General features: G+C 53.3%; 13 protein-coding genes. 4 read left to right on the top strand and 9 right to left on the bottom strand.

What is annotated here, in order from left to right:
- Nucleotides 1-260: 260 nt before the first annotated feature.
- The 6 genes from lepB to KUV22_RS09360 form a co-directional block, all read right to left on the bottom strand.
- Nucleotides 261-767 carry a signal peptidase I gene (gene lepB, locus KUV22_RS09385; RefSeq protein ID WP_261319360.1) on the bottom strand — a complete coding sequence of 169 codons (507 nt, stop codon included), beginning with the start codon at nucleotides 765-767 and terminating at the stop codon, nucleotides 261-263.
- A 174-nt stretch (nucleotides 768-941) separates the two neighbouring features.
- Nucleotides 942-1,196 (bottom strand): hypothetical protein, encoded by a 255-nt coding sequence (locus KUV22_RS09380; protein WP_222230381.1) that lies wholly within the window; start codon nucleotides 1,194-1,196, stop codon nucleotides 942-944.
- Nucleotides 1,197-1,798: 602 nt separating this feature from the next.
- Nucleotides 1,799-2,005 (bottom strand): cold-shock protein, encoded by a 207-nt coding sequence (locus tag KUV22_RS09375; protein ID WP_222230474.1) that lies wholly within the window; start codon nucleotides 2,003-2,005, stop codon nucleotides 1,799-1,801.
- A gap of 585 nt (nucleotides 2,006-2,590) precedes the next feature.
- Nucleotides 2,591-2,947: a hypothetical protein gene (locus KUV22_RS09370; RefSeq protein ID WP_222230379.1), complete on the bottom strand. Its 357-nt coding sequence runs from the start codon at nucleotides 2,945-2,947 to the stop codon at nucleotides 2,591-2,593.
- 694 nt (nucleotides 2,948-3,641) lie between these two features.
- Entirely contained in the window at nucleotides 3,642-3,965 is a 324-nt protein-coding gene (locus KUV22_RS09365) for a hypothetical protein (RefSeq protein WP_222230378.1), read from the bottom strand.
- A gap of 423 nt (nucleotides 3,966-4,388) precedes the next feature.
- On the bottom strand, nucleotides 4,389-5,138 hold the full coding sequence (locus tag KUV22_RS09360; RefSeq protein ID WP_222230377.1) for an alpha/beta hydrolase: 750 nt from the start codon (nucleotides 5,136-5,138) through the stop codon (nucleotides 4,389-4,391).
- A 461-nt stretch (nucleotides 5,139-5,599) separates the two neighbouring features.
- Between KUV22_RS09360 and KUV22_RS09355 the strand changes: the two genes are divergently transcribed.
- A complete protein-coding gene (locus KUV22_RS09355) occupies nucleotides 5,600-7,570 on the top strand; it encodes a S9 family peptidase (RefSeq protein ID WP_222230375.1) in 1,971 nt (656 codons plus the stop codon).
- A gap of 217 nt (nucleotides 7,571-7,787) precedes the next feature.
- Here the strand turns inward: KUV22_RS09355 and KUV22_RS09350 are convergent, their stop codons facing one another.
- Nucleotides 7,788-8,984, bottom strand: coding sequence for a BaiN/RdsA family NAD(P)/FAD-dependent oxidoreductase (locus KUV22_RS09350; protein WP_222230373.1), 1,197 nt, complete (start codon nucleotides 8,982-8,984; stop codon nucleotides 7,788-7,790).
- A gap of 24 nt (nucleotides 8,985-9,008) precedes the next feature.
- Complete coding sequence (gene dcd, locus KUV22_RS09345; protein ID WP_010132174.1) at nucleotides 9,009-9,578, bottom strand: dCTP deaminase; 570 nt, start codon at nucleotides 9,576-9,578, stop codon at nucleotides 9,009-9,011.
- Between the two features lie 195 nt (nucleotides 9,579-9,773).
- On the opposite strand from dcd, the gene imuA reads away from it, so the two are divergent.
- The 3 genes from imuA to KUV22_RS09330 are packed head-to-tail and all read left to right on the top strand — an operon-like array spanning nucleotide 9,774 to nucleotide 15,195.
- Nucleotides 9,774-10,511 carry a translesion DNA synthesis-associated protein ImuA gene (gene imuA, locus KUV22_RS09340; RefSeq protein ID WP_222230370.1) on the top strand — a complete coding sequence of 246 codons (738 nt, stop codon included), beginning with the start codon at nucleotides 9,774-9,776 and terminating at the stop codon, nucleotides 10,509-10,511.
- 32 nt (nucleotides 10,512-10,543) lie between these two features.
- Nucleotides 10,544-12,049 (top strand): Y-family DNA polymerase, encoded by a 1,506-nt coding sequence (locus KUV22_RS09335; protein WP_222230368.1) that lies wholly within the window; start codon nucleotides 10,544-10,546, stop codon nucleotides 12,047-12,049.
- 35 nt (nucleotides 12,050-12,084) lie between these two features.
- Nucleotides 12,085-15,195: an error-prone DNA polymerase gene (locus KUV22_RS09330; RefSeq protein ID WP_222230366.1), complete on the top strand. Its 3,111-nt coding sequence runs from the start codon at nucleotides 12,085-12,087 to the stop codon at nucleotides 15,193-15,195.
- A 49-nt stretch (nucleotides 15,196-15,244) separates the two neighbouring features.
- On the opposite strand, the gene KUV22_RS09325 is transcribed toward KUV22_RS09330, so the two are convergent.
- Nucleotides 15,245-17,842 (bottom strand): TonB-dependent receptor plug domain-containing protein, encoded by a 2,598-nt coding sequence (locus KUV22_RS09325; RefSeq protein WP_222230364.1) that lies wholly within the window; start codon nucleotides 17,840-17,842, stop codon nucleotides 15,245-15,247.
- Nucleotides 17,843-18,084 lie beyond the last annotated feature (242 nt).

Here is an 18,084-nt window from a genome sequence, read left to right as displayed (position 1 = left end):
TAACGGCTTGAAGCTTATAAGCCAGAGTATAACGATCGTAATTACGCTTTTTTGTTTGTCCCATACTGGACCTCTTTCGTGGATAAAAATACCGTCCACGAAAGTGGTTTCAGATCAGCGACCAATGCTATGCATGTTTTGTGCAAAAATGGGAGCACAGCGACCAGCACAAAAGGTGCATGGCATTGGGCGTCCCGCGGAGGCCCGAAGGGGCGGAGCACATTGCTTGCGTTTGTTAAGTGAGGGTACCACAACTGGACTTAGATGCTCGCGGTTACCTTGCCAACCAAATTCTTTTCTGAAACAAAGCCAAACGACCTAGAGTCCAAACTATTGCAGCGATTATCACCGAGCACGAACATATAACCGTCAGGCACAGTTGTCTCTGAAAATTCACTATACAAGCATTTTGTAACTTCATCATTTATATAATTTTCTTCTAGAGCCTCACCATTTAAAATGACAGATGAATTTTTAACTTCAACCTTATCACCTGAAACGGCCATAACTCTTCCCAGGAATTGCGTGTCAGCGTTCGGGGGCCTATACACGATTATCTCACCGCCACCTACCTCTGAGAATAGATACGAGAATGTCGTCACGAAAACGTAACTATTCTTTTCGATGCTCGGATACATCGAACTAGACGGTATATGGAAAAACATAAATCCTAGTAGCCTTGCTCTAGGATCATAAGTATTAGTTTTCGACGGATTCCAGATATATATAGATAAAATAAATACCCAGAAGACTCCAAGAAATTTCAATATTCTCAATGTCTATTCTCACTTAACGCCGCCAGCAGGGGCAGCTTACCTTGTGCACCTTTTGCGCGAAAATGGGAGCACAGCGACCTGCGCAAAAGGTGCACAAGGTAAGTTGTCCCGCGGAGGGCCAGAGGCCCGGAGCTACCTGCCTGGCCTTGTTAGGTGATACGAGGCTCAAACCTTCGCGCCTATAGCTGTTAGAAACTGATCGACTGAAAGACTCTCTACCCCTTCTGAATCCGTTTCTAGGATGTTGGTTATGATGACCTCTGATCTTTTAAAATTAAATGCAAGATCAAATACGTTTCCATTAAATTCTCGAAGCGCTATTTCCGGATTAATCTGAGCCTCTGCAACCGTGGCCTTGATCAGCCCAACTAAGTGATCAGAAAGCTCGTGGCGAATGAAATCATCTAGCAATGCACTCATTTCTAGTACACCTAACGCCGCCGGCAGGGGCAGCTTATCTTGTGCGCATTTTGCGCAAAAATTGGAGCGCAGCGACCTGCGCAAAAGGTGCACAAGGTAAGCTGTCCCGCGGAGGGCCGCAGGCCCGGAGCAAGTTGCCCGGCCTTGTTACAAGTTTTCACTAGCGAAGCTGCAACTACGGCTCTCATAATTATAATTGCCGCCTAGGTCTAGGCACCTATCTACTTGCATGAACTCTGAATTGACTAAGATAACGAGCATGCCATTTGCTATAGCAATAACACCGCAAGAAAAAGCCGGAACGCCAGTAAGGTAGCGACTATCCCTACTGAAAGGGAAAAGACTTCTTTTTATTTTTTTAGTAACACACCACCTTAGTCCTACCAAAATCATGCCAGCCCCAACAATCAATGCCCACCAGCTCATTTTAATCTCCGGATTCGATAGGACTTGTAACGCCGCCGGCAGGGGCAGCTTACCTTATGCGCGTTTTGCGCAAAAATGGGAGCAAAGCGACCAGCGCAAAAGGTGCATAAGGTAAGCTGTCCCGCGGAGGGCCGAAGGCCGGGAGCAAATTGCCCGGCCTTGTTATGTGTTGCGACCTACTGAGCTACAACTTTAGTAGCGCATGGGCCTTTCTGGCCTTGCCCAACTACGTACTCGACTTTTTGACCATCTTCTAGGCTCGCATAGCCACCGCCGGCCTGAATTTCTGAATGGTGGACAAAAAGATCTTTGCTTCCATCTTCTGGAGAGATGAAGCCATAGCCTTTTTCAGAATCAAACCACTTTACGGTTCCTGTACTCATAATATTCACAAATGTAATTGGTGAAACATAAATCCCTGATTCCACTATCACCATCATGGAATCAGGTGTTGAATTCTAAAAGACACATAACGCCGCTAGCAGGGGCAGCCGGAGCGCAGCGTAGGCTGTCCAGCCCGGGGCCCCACAGGGGCCTTGGGCGATCTTGCCTAGCTTGGTTATTGCGGCCGCACTCTGAACCAGCTACTAGCACTATGCCAGCCACGACTTGGCTGGCCACTGCCTAAAATTTACGAGGAAAGAATACCGCACTTTCCCCAACTATTTTCCATCTTACTGGCACCCCAAAAGATAACTCCGGACTGCCCTCTTCTACTGAAACAGACCGAACACTCTAAGAACGGAACTGATTGAATAGCAACCGACCAAAACGGCTCAATATTGGAAGCTATTTAGTGGCACTGAAATTTCAGCAACCACGAAAAACAAAAAAATACCGACCGGCACCAATAACGCCCCGCTCACCCGCAAAAACTGCGGAGAGCGTTTTTGTGTAAAGTGGAGCACAGCGACACACAAAAACGAGCGTAGCAGTATTTGTCGGTGTGCAGCGGCTTGTTATGCGTTTTACTCTGGATCATACTCAAGCGTCAAATTCTTCCAGCCATATAACTGAACAATTTCATTTGCCAACGCTGAGACTTCTACCCAGCCACTATGTTTTTTTAAGTCATCCAAAATTTCCGGTAATGAATCAACATGTTTTTCATAAAGTTCATTGAACTCACTGAATGACCGAAGCTCTTCTTCGGTAAACTCAGCTACGAACTCATTGAAATCAGGATGATAAAAGTCATCAAACCATTGACAGCACATTTCGTTTGGAACGCTAACAAACGGAACTTCTTCTTGGTACCTTTCCTGCTCCTCTTCGCTCGCGATCAGCTGCAGCAATCCAACAATATTCACTCGATGTGCATTCATCTGCTTCTACGCATAACGCCCGCAACAGGGGCGACCAATGCTGTGCGCATTTTGTGCGAAACTGGGAGCGCAGCGACCCGCACAAAATGTGCATAGCGTTGGGCGTCCCGCGGAGGCCCAAAGGGCCGGAGCATCTTGCTTGCGTTTGTTAGGCATGGGCAACCTGACGGAGCTTGAAAAATACGTATATTCCTGTCACGAAGGGACTCGCCACACAAAATATTACAACAATAGGAACCAACCTATTACCTATCCCTGCGGTCAGAACCAGGATGACACTCAACACGGCCGAAGCTAGCCCAAAAACTAAAAGCTTCAAAGTGCGTTTAGCGCGAACAGGATCAGTGTAAGTGCGCTCTAGACTGGCAAAAACTAAACCAATTACGCCTACGAAACCAAAAACATAGCAAATAATTATTAGGTTATTTTGCCAGATATTGTACCCCCTCATTAACTGCTCCGCGAACTTGAGCACAACTGGGGCACCTATAAGTAACATAGGTGTAACGGGTAATATTGAAGCCAATACTCGGAAGTCCATTTCAAATCTCCGAATGCCTAACGCCGCCAGCAGGGGCAGCCTACCTTGTGCGCGTTTTGCGCAATAATGGGAGCAAAGCGACCTGCGCAAAAGGTGCACAAGGTAGGTTGTCCCGCGGAGGGCCATAGGCCCGGAGCCATTTGCCTGGCCTTGTTAAGTGACTTTATTGCTGCGACGCCAGCTGACCCAAAGGACCACAGAAATTATTAAACCTACGCATGACGTGATGACAAATAAGCTATCTGATACTTGCGCAGAAAGCCCAATAGCGGGCGATATTACTACTGCACCGATGGAAAAATATAATGCTAAGAAACCAAGCCGCCACACTCCATTAAATAATGAGAATACCGCTAATGGTGCTGATACCAAAGACAGAAGTACAGCAGGAGTAAACACGGCCGCACCAAAATAGTAGGCAACAATTGATAGCAAGACAGCCAACGCTCCAATTGTGACTTTTACACGTCTTTCCATGATCACTACTCCAGACTCACTTAACAGTTTATTCATGAGCCACTGGCTCTATATCTACCTGGCTACTATTTCCAGCTCGGGATACGTCAGGCTCGATAATAATTTCTTAATTTCCAACAGGTTACAGTTTTTTGATCAAATCGCAACCAGAAATAGCAAGCCATTGGCTCAAGTCGCTCCAGTCAACCGACGGCTCTTGAACACGATCTCCCCCCCTATATAAATCAACAACTTAGGGCAGATTTTCTTTAGATGTTAGCCTTGGCTCATTAATTCGGTGCATTTCCCCTAGACTAGGGTCAATAGAAGGCGTCTGGTCTGAGAGTTATAACGACGAATACTAATGGAATTAATGTCTGCGTCTGCTGTTCCATAAAAAAACCGGTGCCTAGCACTGGTTTTTATTCACTTCTACACAGCGATTTAGTTAAGCATCGCGGCGATTTCACGCTCGACGATCAGCTGCTGTGCCTCTCGTGAGATCTGTGCTGGGTTGTCATTATTCTGCAGGGTATCGGAGTAATAAAACTGTGTGTGGTTGCCGCCTTCAATACGTACGTAGTTGGTACTGGCCGGTAACTGGTTCTTGCTGCCCTCAATATCGCTTTCAGTAGTGAGGCCATCCACACTGCCCCAGATTGAAGTTACCGGAATTTGTATATCAGACAGGTTGGTTAATGCATCCGGATATGCAGCAAGCAGAACCAGCCCGGCAATACCATCGGAGGGCGCTCGGTTGCTGTCTACCCATAGAGCAGCCACTGTACCGCCCAACGAGTGTCCAGCCACAACCCAATCCGCAACATCATCGCGCCAGTGATTCTTCACATAGGTACCGTAGTGAGTGCCAAGGAAGCCAAAGTTAAATGGTGGAGTAACGACAGCAGCGTAGTAGCCCTGATCAGCAAAGTGACGGGCAATCGGCGCATAGGCGCGGGGATCCTGGAATGCACCGGGATACACGATCACGCCGCGGTTTGAAATCGGGGCAATCGGCTCAAAGCCAAAGAACAGGGAAACGCCCACAAAGTTGCGTTTCTGGAAAACCGCGACGGACGGCGATGAGGTCATCGCAGCATCCACTTCGCTCTGGGCATCGGCTACTGCCGACTGATGGAAAGAAAACACAACACTCGCGAATACAAAACCTCTGATCAATTTGGTCAAAATCACAATATTCTCCTGGAGACTGCTGATTATTTTTATGAACACCACATCAAGCCGTTGCCGCCCCGAATTAAGGGAGACGATTAAATTCCTGAGTTAACAGAGCTGCGAAATGACGGGCGCTACAACCAATATAAAAATATATTGATATAACAACATATCTACATATCAATATATCTTTCTTATACGTGCGCTCGTGTCATCACTGCAAGAGGAAAAAGGGGATGGAATCGATTTGATGGCGGAGTTTTCGACTGAAAAAAGAAAACCTGTGACTTACAGCCATTTATAGATGCAATGCTGGCGGGATAAGACACGAGCAACGGGATACATAGCTTAATTAATTGTGAAGAATACTCATGCCTCTTGACCCATTCGATACCGCCAACCCTTTGTGAGCCCCATCACATTTTTCGGACACTTGTTTGTTAACCTTAATAACTCACTTCAATCCACCGAGCTTCACAATGAAAACAACTCTTAATGCCATATCTCTTGGAGCGTTGTTGTTTTGCCTCCAGGCCTGTACGCCAGATTCTCCCGATGTCACGGATAAAGCAGATACCGGGGGGGCTGAAGCCACCACGGTTACTGATGCCACCGGGTCTACCGCTTCTTTTGAGCGTTATTCCGCAGAGCAATTTTTCCAAACCACTACGGTTTTCGGTTCGTCCATCAACCATGACAATTCGGCGGTGCTGGTCAGCAGCGATGAGTCCGGAGTATTCAACGCTTACCGCTATCCTTTGGATGGATCAGCGCCTGTGGCACTAACTCAGTCTGACAAGGACACAATTTTCGGTGTGAGCTGGTTTCCACAGGATGAGCGAATTCTGTATACCGCAGACCAGGGTGGTAATGAGCTGAACCACCTGTACGTTCTGGAAAAAAGCGGTGAAGCGAAAGATCTCACGCCCGGTGACAAGCTCAAGGCCCAGTTTTTCAGCTGGCATGAGGACGACAAGCAGTTCTATGTTGCGACTAACGAGCGAGACGAGCGCGCGTTCGATCTCTATGCCTATTCCACAGACGGGTATGAGCGAGCCCGTGTATTCGAGAATACAGACACACTGAACCTAGATACAGTGAGCCGCGATGGGCGCTGGCTGGTCATGACGAAGGCGAACAGCAATGCGGACTCTGACCTCTTCCTGGTGGACCTCCAATCGGAAGAGAAAACTGCAGTGCATATCACCCCGCATGAAGGCAACGTAGAGTATTCTGCCTATACGTTTACGCCAGACAGCAGCAAGCTGGTGTACGGTACCAATGAGGCTACCGAGTATCGCCAGGCATGGAGTTACGATATTGCTACCGGAGAGCGCTCCCCACTGTTCAGTGCAGACTGGGATGTATCCTTCGTTTACTACTCCAAAGATGGCAATTTCCGCGTAATCGGTACCAATGAAGATGCGCAGACCAAACTGGATATTGTCGACCAGCGCTCAGGCAAAGCCCTAAGCCTGCCGCACCTGCCCGCCGGGGATCTGCGCGGTGTGAACTTTGCCAATGATGGCAAGTCCATGGTGTTTTACGTGAACTCCGATACTGCACCTTCAAACCTGTATAGCTACGAGTTTGGTGCAGACAAGGTAAGCCGACTGACAGATACCCTTAACCCGGAAATCAGTGAGCAAAACCTGGTTGCCAGTGATGTGGTGCGTTTCCCGAGTTTTGATGAGCTTGAAATTCCCGGTCTTCTGTACAAACCGCAGGGTGCCAGTGCTGAGAATAAAGCCCCGGCTTTGATCTGGATTCACGGTGGCCCCGGTGGTCAGTCCCGCACTGGCTACAGCGCTGCCAAGCAACACCTGGTCAACCAGGGATATGCGCTGTTTGCAGTCAACAACCGTGGTTCATCCGGTTACGGCAAGACGTTTTTCCACCTTGATGATAAAAAGCATGGGGAAGATGATCTGCAGGATATTGTCTACGGCAAGAAGTACCTGCAGTCCCTGGACTGGGTTGACCAGGACAAGATCGCAGTGATAGGCGGCAGCTATGGCGGTTACCTGACGATGGCAGCGATGGCGTTTACCGATGAATTCGAAGCGGGGATCAACATTTTCGGCGTTACCAACTGGGAGCGCACCTTGCAAAGCATTCCGCCCTGGTGGGAATCTTTCAAGAAGGCGTTATATGATGAAATGGGTGACCCGGCAACAGATGCCGAGCGCCATCGCCGCATTTCCCCACTGTTTCATGCCGACAAAATCGACAACCCTGTACTGGTAGTACAAGGCGCAAACGATCCGCGCGTTTTGCAGGTTGAAAGCGATGAAATGGTTGAGGCCATTCGCAAGAATAACGTGCCGGTTGAGTATGTATTGTTTCCTGATGAGGGCCACGGTTTCCGTAAAAAAGCCAACCGTATTACTGCGTCAGAAGCGTACGTAAGCTTCCTGAATGAGCACCTTCCGCTAAGCGAAAAGATGTAATTCACTGGCACAAGATATGAAATAGCCCGCAATTTGCGGGCTATTTTTTTGTCCAAATTCTTCCGGAGTAAACGCCCCAATTTAATAAGGGAATCGACAACGAACATGAGCAACTTGTTTTAGCTTTAAACCCAATAAGGGCTTCAAGTGCATCGAGTTGTTGGCTCATTCACTAACGTCATTTAGGCGTACTGACGTTAAGACACTGAGACGAGCATTAAACCTCACCGCCAGCAGCATGAGCGGACGCCCAGGCCCATTGAAAGTTAAACCCGCCGAGCCAACCGGTTACATCCAGCACTTCGCCGATAAAGTACAGTCCCGGCTGTTTCATGCTTTCCATACTGCGGGATGACACCTCATTGGTGTCTACACCACCGAGGGTAACTTCTGCAGTACGGTACCCTTCAGTGCCTTCTGGTATCAGCGTCCAGGTTTGCAGCTTTTCTGCCACCGTGCGCAGTTCGCTATCTGTGTATTGCTTGAGCGGCTTCGTTTGCAGGCCGTTTCTGTGCAGAAAAAACTGCACCAGTTTTTTACTCCACAGTTCCGCCAGTGCCGTATGCAGGGAAGTCTCCGGCTTGTTGCTGCGCTGCTCCGCCAGCCAATCGGACAGATCCACTCCCGGAGCCAGATCAAAGGTCACCGGCATGCCTTCTTTCCAGTGGCTGGAAATCTGGAGTACGGCTGGGCCACTCAACCCCTTGTGGGTAAACAGCATTTGTTCCTGAAAGGCGCCCTGTGCACAACTCGCGTTTACCGCAAGTGAGGTGCCCGGTAACTCCTGCTGCCGGTTTAATGCGCGCTGATTCAGGGTAAAGGGCACCAGGGCGGCGCGGGTGGGAATAACGTTGTGGCCAAACTGACGTGCCAGCTCGTAGCCAAAGCCGGTGGCGCCCATGGTCGGAATCGACAAACCACCGGTGGCAATCACCAGCGAGGTGCAAAGTACCTTGCCCAAAGAGGTGTGCACGGCAAAGCCCTGCGGCTCGAGGGGTTCGATTCGCTGGATATCGCAACGGGTACGGATCTGCGCTTTGGCTTCGCGGCATTCCGTCAACAACAGGTCGACAATGTCCCGGGATTTGTTATCGCAGAACAGCTGGCCGAGGGTTTTCTCGTGGTAGGGAATACCGTGCTTTTCCACCAGCGCGATAAAGTCCCACTGGGTGTAGCGGGCCAGCGCGGATTTACAGAAGTGCGGGTTTTCGCTGTAGAAGTTGTCCGGCGCCGTGTACAGGTTGGTGAAATTGCAGCGGCCGCCGCCGGACATCAGGATTTTCTTGCCGACCTTGTTGGCGTGGTCCAGCACCAGCACGCTGCGGCCACGCTTGCCCGCCACCGAGGCACACATCAGGCCGGCGGCGCCGGCGCCGATGATCAGTACATCGGCCTGGGTGGGGAGGTCTGTCATTCTTCAGTCGAATCAGGAGTCGAATCAGGTCTTCGGCAGGGTTACGCCGCGCTGGCCCTGGTATTTACCACCGCGATCCTTGTAGGAAACATCGCAGATTTCATCGGACTCGAAGAACAGCATCTGCGCCACGCCTTCATTAGCGTAGATCTTCGCCGGCAGGTTGGTGGTGTTGGAGAATTCCAGGGTCACGTGCCCTTCCCACTCTGGTTCCAGCGGGGTCACGTTCACGATGATGCCGCAGCGCGCATAGGTGGACTTACCCAGGCACACGGTCAGCACCGAGCGCGGGATGCGGAAGTACTCGACGGTACGCGCCAGCGCAAAGGAGTTGGGCGGGATTACACAGTAGTCACCCTCGACGTCGACGAAGCTGTCTTCATCAAAGGCCTTGGGGTCCACGGTGGCGGAGTGCACGTTGGTGAAGATCTTGAACTCACTGGCACAGCGTACATCGTAGCCGTAGCTCGAGGTGCCGTAGGAGATCAGGCGGTCGCCGGAGGCCCCGTGGCGTACCTGGCCCGGCTCGAAGGGCTCGATCATGCCCTCATTCTCAGCCATACGACGAATCCACTTATCGGATTTGATACTCACCCTGCCCCCTCACTTGTTCATATCTGGCGGTCATTAAAGAGGCCGAATCATAGCGGTTTTGCCCTGTGCAAAAAAGTGTCAACTCACTTGGTACAGGCTTGCCGATACTGGATGAGTACTGTATAAATTGCCAGTAACAACTGTATACACATACAGTTCAACACCGACAGACCACCCGTGTGGAGCGAGCCAATCGTGAACAGCGCCGAAAACTTTTTGCAAAACAAGCAGTTAGCTAAACAGGCCAACAACGAGCCCCTACCTCCAGGGCAAGAGCAGGCTCAGCCATTGCAGCAGTTGCTAACGCGCCCGGACATCTGGCAACTGGCCAGCGGCCAGGGCCGCAGCCGTACCGGTATCAGTACTGGCTACCGCGGCCTGGATGCGCTGCTCACGGGGCACGGGTGGCCGCGCGCCGCCTCTACCGAACTACTGATCGACAAGGCGGGTATCGGCGAGATGTCGTTGATCCTGCCAACCCTGGCCGAGCTCACCCGCCAGGGGCAGATGGTGATTCTGGTGAATCCACCGCTGATTCCCTACGCCCCAGCACTGGTACAGGCGGGTGTACAGCTGGAGAAACTGCTGGTTCTGCACCCCCGCGGCCAACGGGACCAGCTGTGGGCAGCGGAACAGTCTCTGCAGTCCGGTGCCTGCGGTGCGCTGATCCAGTGGCAGGGCAAGGAAACCCCGGCAGACAAAGACCTGCGTCGCCTGCAGGTCGCCGCCCGCGATGGTGATTGTCTGCATTTCCACTTCCGTCCCGGCTCTTGTGTAAAAACACCGTCGCCGGCGGCCCTGCGCCTGCAACTGAAGAGCGACGGCGAACAGCTGGCGCTGCACCTGTTCAAGCAGCTAAGCGGCAAGTCCGGCCAGCGCGTGCATCTGGCGCGCAACCCGGATCTGGTGCGCCGCGATCAGCCACTGCACTGACCGCCCCGGCTTAAGACAAAGAGGAACCACCCATGCTCTGGCTCTGTATCCAGCTCCCCAAATTGCCTCTTGAAGCACTGACCCGAGCACACCGTGCCGGTGACAGTACTCCTCTGGCAGTGGCTCAGAGCAGTTTGATTATTGAGGCCAACCAGGCCGCCAATAGCCAGAATGTGGAACCCGGGCTCAGCATTGCTACCGCCTGTGCTTACTGTGCAGGCCTGCAACTACTGGAGCGGGATGCGGAGCGGGAAGAGCAGCTCCTTCAGCAATTGGCGCAGTGGGCCTATAGCTTTACCCCGGTGGTCTCCCCGCGCAGCGCCGAGCGCGAGCACAACCAGCCAGACAACCAGTTTGCCTGCCTGTACCTGGAAATCAGTGGCTGCCTCAAGGCGCATCACGGTCTGCGCCCGCTACTGCAACAGTTGGGTAAAGAGCTGCGCAAGATGCGCATAAGCCACTTTATGGGACTGGGACACAGCCCCAGTGCGGCGCACCTGTTGAGCCAGTTGCCCGAACACCGCCAGTGGTTGGCCGAAACCAAACACGCCCCCACCCCACAGCAGTGGCGCCAATGGATCAGCTTTGCCCCCAGTAAATTGCTCGACTGCAACCACAAGGCGATTGCCAAGTTGTATGCCTCGGGTATCAAGCGAGTCAGCCAGTTGCTGGCAATTCCACTGTCGGAAGTGGGCAGCCGCTTCGGCCGCAACTTCATCAGCTACCTGGCGCAACTGAACGGCACCCGCCCGGACCCGGTGCCCAGTTTTGAACCGCCGGCGGAATTTCACAACGAATTGTTTTTCCCCAGCCCACTGGATAACAGCGAGCAGCTGCTCTTCCCCGCCGGCCGCCTGATACGTGAACTCTGCCGGCAACTGCAGCGCCGCCAACTGTACAGCCAGCAATTGTGCTGGGTGCTGGATTACGGCAGCCGCGGCCAGCAGCAGGTCAATGTGGAGGTATCCCGCCCACTGCTCGACCCACAGCGTTTGATTGCGCTGACCAAGCTGCAGTTTGAACGGGTGGAATTGAAGGAGCCGGTACAGGCGTTGACACTCAAGTGCCAGCAGCTGCAACCGATTGAAAACCAGAACCTGCGCGAAGATTTCTTCGACGAGGGCAGCAAGCTCAACGAAAGTTACCAGCTGATCGATAAGCTCAAGGCGCGCCTTGGGCATCAGGCACTCTCCGGTGTCACCCTGAAAGAAAGCTATCTACCGGAGCAAGCCTGGCAAAACGCCGACAGCCTCACCTTGCAGAGCAAAGCCAAGGGTCATCACCTCACCCCGGTCCGGGCGCCCCGCCCCAACTGGTTGCTGCCGAGGCCAGACCGTATCCAGCAGCGCGATCACAAACTGTTTTACGATGGCGAGTTGCACTTGCTGCAGGGCCCGGAACGAATCGATGGCTACTGGTGGCAACAGCGCCGCCACGCTCGCGACTATTACATCGCCCGTGGCAGCCACGGCAGCCTCTACTGGGTCTTCCAGGACCTGACCTCAGAAAGCTGGTTTCTGCACGGGGTTTATTCCTGAGCAAGCCGGTAACACCATAGCGGACACGTATCGGTATGCAGTACGCCGAACTTTTCTGTCAGAGTAATTTCTCCTTTCTACAGGGCGCCTCCCATCCACAGGAACTGGTGGCGACCGCGTACAAGCTCGGCTATCGCGCGCTGGCGATTACCGATGAGTGCTCCATGGCGGGCGTGGTGCGCGCCTACTCCGAACTGCAAAATCTTGCTGAACAGCACGAGCGTCCGTTCCAGTTAATTTGCGGCAGCCTGTTTCGCCTGCAAAAAGAGCACCAGCAACTGGTGTTACTGGCCCCGAACAGATTGGCCTACAGTGAAATTTGCCAGTTGATTTCCAACTCGCGCCTGCGCGCGGAGAAAGGCCAGTACCAGACTTTTCTCGCGGACATCATCCAGCAATGCCAACACGCACTGTGCCTGTGGCTGCCACCAGAAACTACGCAACAAATTACGCAACAACGTACACAAGAAAAAGTACCGCTGAAGATCCCCGGGGAACTGAAACAGCATTTTGGTGAGCGCCTGTATATCGCGCTGCACCACCATTTACTGCCCGGTGAAAACCAGCGCTTGCAGGCACTGATCGCCTTTGCCAAGTCCGAACAGCTTCCACTGGTGGCCACCAATGCGGTGTTAATGCACAGTCGCAGCCGCAAACCGCTGCAGGATGTACTGAACGCAAACTACCACAACTGCACCCTGGATCAGCTGGGCTATCGCCTGCAACAGAATGCCGAGCGCTACCTGCGCAGCCTGCCAGAAATCGCGGCACTTTATCCACAGAGTGCGATTGACAATACCCTGCGCATTGCCGAGCAGTGCGCCTTTAGCCTGAGTGAACTGCAATACCAGTATCCCGCGGAGGTGATCGCGAAGGATAAAACCGCCGGTGAATACCTGCGGGAACTGGTGGAAACCGGCATACCGATCCGCTGGCCAAAAGGGCCGGAAGAGCGTATCCGCCGGCAAATTGAAATCGAGCTCGCGCTGATTGCAGAGCTGAAATACGAGCACTACTTTCTCACTATTTACGACATCGTCCAGTACGCGCGCAAGCAGCACATTCTTTATCAAGGGCGTGGCTCTGCGGCCAACTCGGTGGTGTGCTACTGCCTGTTTATTACGGAAATTGACCCACACAAAATCGGTTTACTGTTCGAGCGCTTTATCTCGCGCGAGCGTAACGAGCCACCGGATATCGATGTGGATTTCGAGCACGAGCGGCGCGAAGAAATCATCCAATACATCTACCAGAAATACGGTCGTGAGCGCGCAGGTCTGGCAGCCACCAAGATCACTTACCGCTTCAAAAGCGCCCTGCGCGACCTCGGCAAGGCACTGGGACTCGGCGCGGCAACCATTGAACAACTGCAGGCAGAGCGCAGCTGGTGGGACAAGCTGGAAGACTTCCCCGATCAGTTAAAAAAAGTAGGCATTGCACCCAACAGTGTCGCCGGGCGCATGTTGCCCAAGCTGCTGGAACAGATCTATGGCTTCCCGCGCCACCTGTCACAACACGTGGGTGGGTTTGTCATTACCGAGCTGCCGCTCAGCCAACTGGTGCCTATTGAAAATGCGGCCATGGAAGACCGCACCATCGTGCAGTGGGACAAGGAAGATATCGAAGATCTGAAGCTGATGAAGGTCGATATCCTCGCCCTCGGCATGCTCACCGCCCTGCGTAAAGCGCTCAACTATATGGCGCTGTATGGGCGCCGAATGCGCCTGCAGGATATTCCCGCAGACGACCCGGCGGTATACGACATGATGTGTCGAGCAGATACGGTGGGCGTTTTTCAGATTGAATCTCGCGCGCAGATGAGTATGTTGCCACGCCTGCAACCGCGCCGTTTTTACGAACTGGTTATCGAGATCGCCATCGTGCGCCCGGGGCCGATCCAGGGCGGCATGGTACACCCGTATTTACGCCGTAAACAGAAACTGGAGCCGATCACTTATCCACACGAGAATTTGCGCCCGGTGCTGGAGCGCACCCTGGGTGTGCCCATTTTTCAGGAACAGGTGATCAAACTGTCCATGGTTGCCGCAGGCTTCAGTGGCGGCCAGGCAGACTCCCTGCGCCGGGCCATGGCCAGCTGGGGAAAAAACGGCAACCTGATGCAATTCCGCGAAAAGCTGATCGACGGCATGCTGGCGAATGGTTACCAACACAGTCTGGCGGAGCAATTATTTGAGCAGATGAAAGGCTTTGGTTCCTACGGGTTTCCGGAATCCCACTCCGCCAGCTTTGCCCTGCTCGCCTATTTCTCCGCGTGGATTAAATGTCACCACCCTGCGGCCTTTTACAGTAGCCTGCTGAACAGCCAGCCGATGGGCTTCTACGCCCCAGCCCAGTTGGTGTACGACGCTCAACGGCACAATGTAAAAATACTGCCACTGGATGTGAACCACAGTGGATGGCACCACAGCCTGGCGCTGACAAAACATTCTTTACCAGCCATTCGCCTAGGCCTGCGACTGGTAAAAGGACTGGCCGAGGAAACCGCCGAAGCCATCGAGACCGAGAGGCTGGAAGGCGACTTTCAATCGCAGCAGGACTTTACCCGGCGGGTGGATATCCCGCGGGCGCAAAGCGCCGTGCTGGCGCACGCCAACTGCTTTTACAGTATTTCGGAGAACCGTTTCCACAGTACCTGGCAGGCTTTAAACAGCCAGTTGGAGCATACCGCACCGCCACAATACCAGCCGGAAACCAGCCAATCGGACAATATCTATAGCGATTATCAAACCGCCGGCCTGACATTGCGCGAGCACCCGATCTCCTTACTGCGCAAGCAACGCCGTTTTGACAACCTGGCACGCGCTTGTGACCTTGATGCACTCAGGGATGGCGAACGAATCAAAGTGCTCGGCCTGGTTACCTGCCGCCAGCGCCCGGGCAGCGCTGCCGGGGTGCTGTTCCTCACACTGGAGGACGAGACCGGGGTAATCAATGTGGTGCTGTGGAAGCAGGTACAGGAGCGTTACCGCAAGGAGATCCTGCGCGGAAAAATGCTATTGATTGAAGGCAATCTGCAGATCAGCCGGGACGCCGAAACCCAGCAGCTCTCGGTTATCCATCTGATCGGGAAAAAGCTCGACTGCTTAGCCTGGAAAGAAATCCAGCGGGTGCGAAGTTTTCACTGAGAGAAATAAAAAAGGCCTCCCGAGGGAGGCCTTGTTGCAAGCTGCAGACTTAGAATTCTGCACTCGCGCGCAGGTACCAGAAACCACCGTTAAAACCAAACGGTGACGTCAGCGCCTGACGTACGCCGAGGAACTGCAGGGTCGGATCGGCTTCATCATCCGACTGAACATCGAAAATATTTTCACCACCGATAGATACCTTGTAGTTGTCCGCGAGGGTGATTGTAGTTTCGATATCCACCAGAATTTCGCTGCCGTAGGAAGATGCATCGGAAGCATCGCCCGGGCCGAACAGACCGAAAGTACTCTCCCAACCGCTGTAACGGTTCAGACGCAGGTAGCCGTTAAACATGTCACCGGCGTCATAATCAAAGGTCAGGGTTGTACGGTCGCTTGGCACCTGGTTTTCCAGGTCGAAAACGCGGGAAGCGTTGATGGTGTTAGGCGCAACCTTGCTCACATCCTGGTTGTTGTGATTGTGGCGCAGATCCACAACAAGGGAACCACCGCCAATTTCAAAATCGCTGGTTACCGCCAGATCAATACCCGACACATCGGAGTCAAATGCATTGACGAAGTAGTTGGCGTTACTGCCTTCCAGCAGTGCCGCATTCTCTACGCCAGCACCTTCCAACAGAGCCACATCGGCAGCACCGATAGTGTTGTTACGCAGGGCCAGCCGATCTTCGATGGCAATGTTGTAGTAATCGATGGTCACGCTGGTGTTATCCAACGGGCTCCACACTGCGCCAAGGGTAAAGCTGGTGGACTCTTCCGGAGTCAGCTCCTTGGCCCCCAGGGTCATGGCCACCGGATGATTTACCGGGTAAGTGCCGTTGGGGATCAGGTTGCCAGAAGAGTCAGAAGTCGTAGTGACGTTCAGGGTGTTCACCTGGCCCGGAGTGGGTGCACGGAAGCCGGTGTTCGCGGTACCACGCAGAGCGAAGCTATCGGTAAAGTCGTAACGTGCAGACAATTTCCAGTCAAAGGTGGAGCCGAACTCGTCGTAATTCTCGAAACGCAGTGCCGCACCGAGAAGCAGTTTGTCGGTTACATCCGCTTCCAGATCTACGTACGCCGCGGTACTGGTGCTGCTGTACTCACCAGCCGCTTCCACCGGGAAGCCCTGGAAACCATCGGAGCCCACGCCAAATACCGCAGCAGTCGGGCCTACCGCAATGGAGGCTTCGTCACCCGCGCCAATCTTGTAGGTCTCATCGCGCCATTCCATACCGAACGCCACGTTCAATGGTGAGGAGAAAGCGGCAACATCTACCGGCTTAACGAAATCCGCATTTACGCTGGTCTCGGCCTGCGTCAGGGTACCCGGGTTGAAGGTCAACGGCGAGTTGATGCCCAGGCTCGGGTTAATGGAGTTTTCCAGCACATAGGATACTTCGCTCTCGGCGGTGCGTGCGCGCAGATCCCAGCTAATGCCATTGTCCCACTCTCCGCGGGCACCAACCACGGCGGAAACATCGGTAATGTCTGCGCCGAAGGACGGGTTATAACCACCGGGGAACTGCGTATAAATGGGGTTACGCAGTACATAGCCACTGGTGCTGCTGCTATCCGCCATCAGATAGTCAGCCGGGTTTAAGCCCTGGGCGATAATATCGTCCACCAGGGACTGCGGTGCGGGGTCTGGCATAAAATCGCCGTCGCCATCGGCCTGCAATGTTTCACGCGCGCCAAACTCCGCGGAGGGATCCAGTACCGGACCACGGTAAAAGAAATCAGAAATGGTCTCGTTTTTGGAGTAACCGAAGTTACCGTACAGCTCGGTAGTGTCACTCAGCGCGTAGCCGGTATTAGCAAAGAACTTGAGCGCTTCCACTTCCGGGTCACCCCAGCGCTGGCCGAGGCCATCCAGGGGGACATTTTCTTTACCCACGATGCTGCCAACATAGACCGCATCCGGACGCGCTTCACCGCGCCAGGTTTTATCCGCGGAGGAATGTTCGATGGTAGCGTTCAGGAAGCCCTGTTCACCGAGAGCAAAACCACCATTCGCCGCCAGCGTGGTACGCGTGCCGTCACCCTCAAAGTATTCGCCGGTCTGGGCAGACAAGCCGAAGCCTTCCGCATCGTCTTTCAAAATTACGTTCACCACACCGGCAATAGCGTCGGAACCGTACTGGGCGGAAGCGCCATCACGCAGTACTTCAACGCGCTCGATGGCCATGGAGGGCAGCGCGGCGAAATCCACGGCCTGCGCACCCTGGTTGGTGGTACCCAGCGGGGCCAACTGCAGGTTTACCAGTGCAGAACGGTGACGACGGGTGCCGTTAACCAGTACCAGGGTCTGGTCGGGCGAGAGATTGCGCAGGGTTACTGGGCGAATAAAAGCAGTACCATCGGCAATCGGAAAACGCTGAGTGTTGAACGACGGTGCGATCTTGGCCAGCGATTCGGTAAGGTCAAAATTACCCTGTTCAGAAAATTGATTGCCGCCCAGTACATCGACCGGCGACAAAGTCTCGGTGGGAGCCACACCTTCTTTGCGAGTACCGGTGGTAATAACTTCTTCCATTACCTCCTGGTCGCTCGCTGGCTCTGCTTCCTGTTGGGAAAACGCCAGAGACGCTGGCAGTGCGGTTGCCGCAGCCATCGCCAAGGTCAGTGCATTAATTTTAAATACGCGCATGAATGTCCCTCTCCTAGTTATTTATATGAAAGCGGGATCGATCGGGGTTCAGTTACTGCTTATGGCTGACAGAAAAACAGTATTTCGATAGCGGAACCCTTCCATCACCAGCGCCTCACACGAGGAAAAAATGGTGTGACCCTGCTTCAATTTTTATTCGCAAAACAAAAGCCGCACCAGAGTAGGGCAAATTGATAGCCGCATCAACGAATCGTGCACACAATGAAAATAGCGCCAAACAA

This window comes from Microbulbifer agarilyticus, assembly GCF_019800665.1.
Taxonomy (GTDB): domain Bacteria; phylum Pseudomonadota; class Gammaproteobacteria; order Pseudomonadales; family Cellvibrionaceae; genus Microbulbifer; species Microbulbifer agarilyticus_C.
The sequence above is the reverse complement of the archived record's forward strand: the minus strand, read 5'-3'. Positions and strand labels throughout refer to the sequence as shown.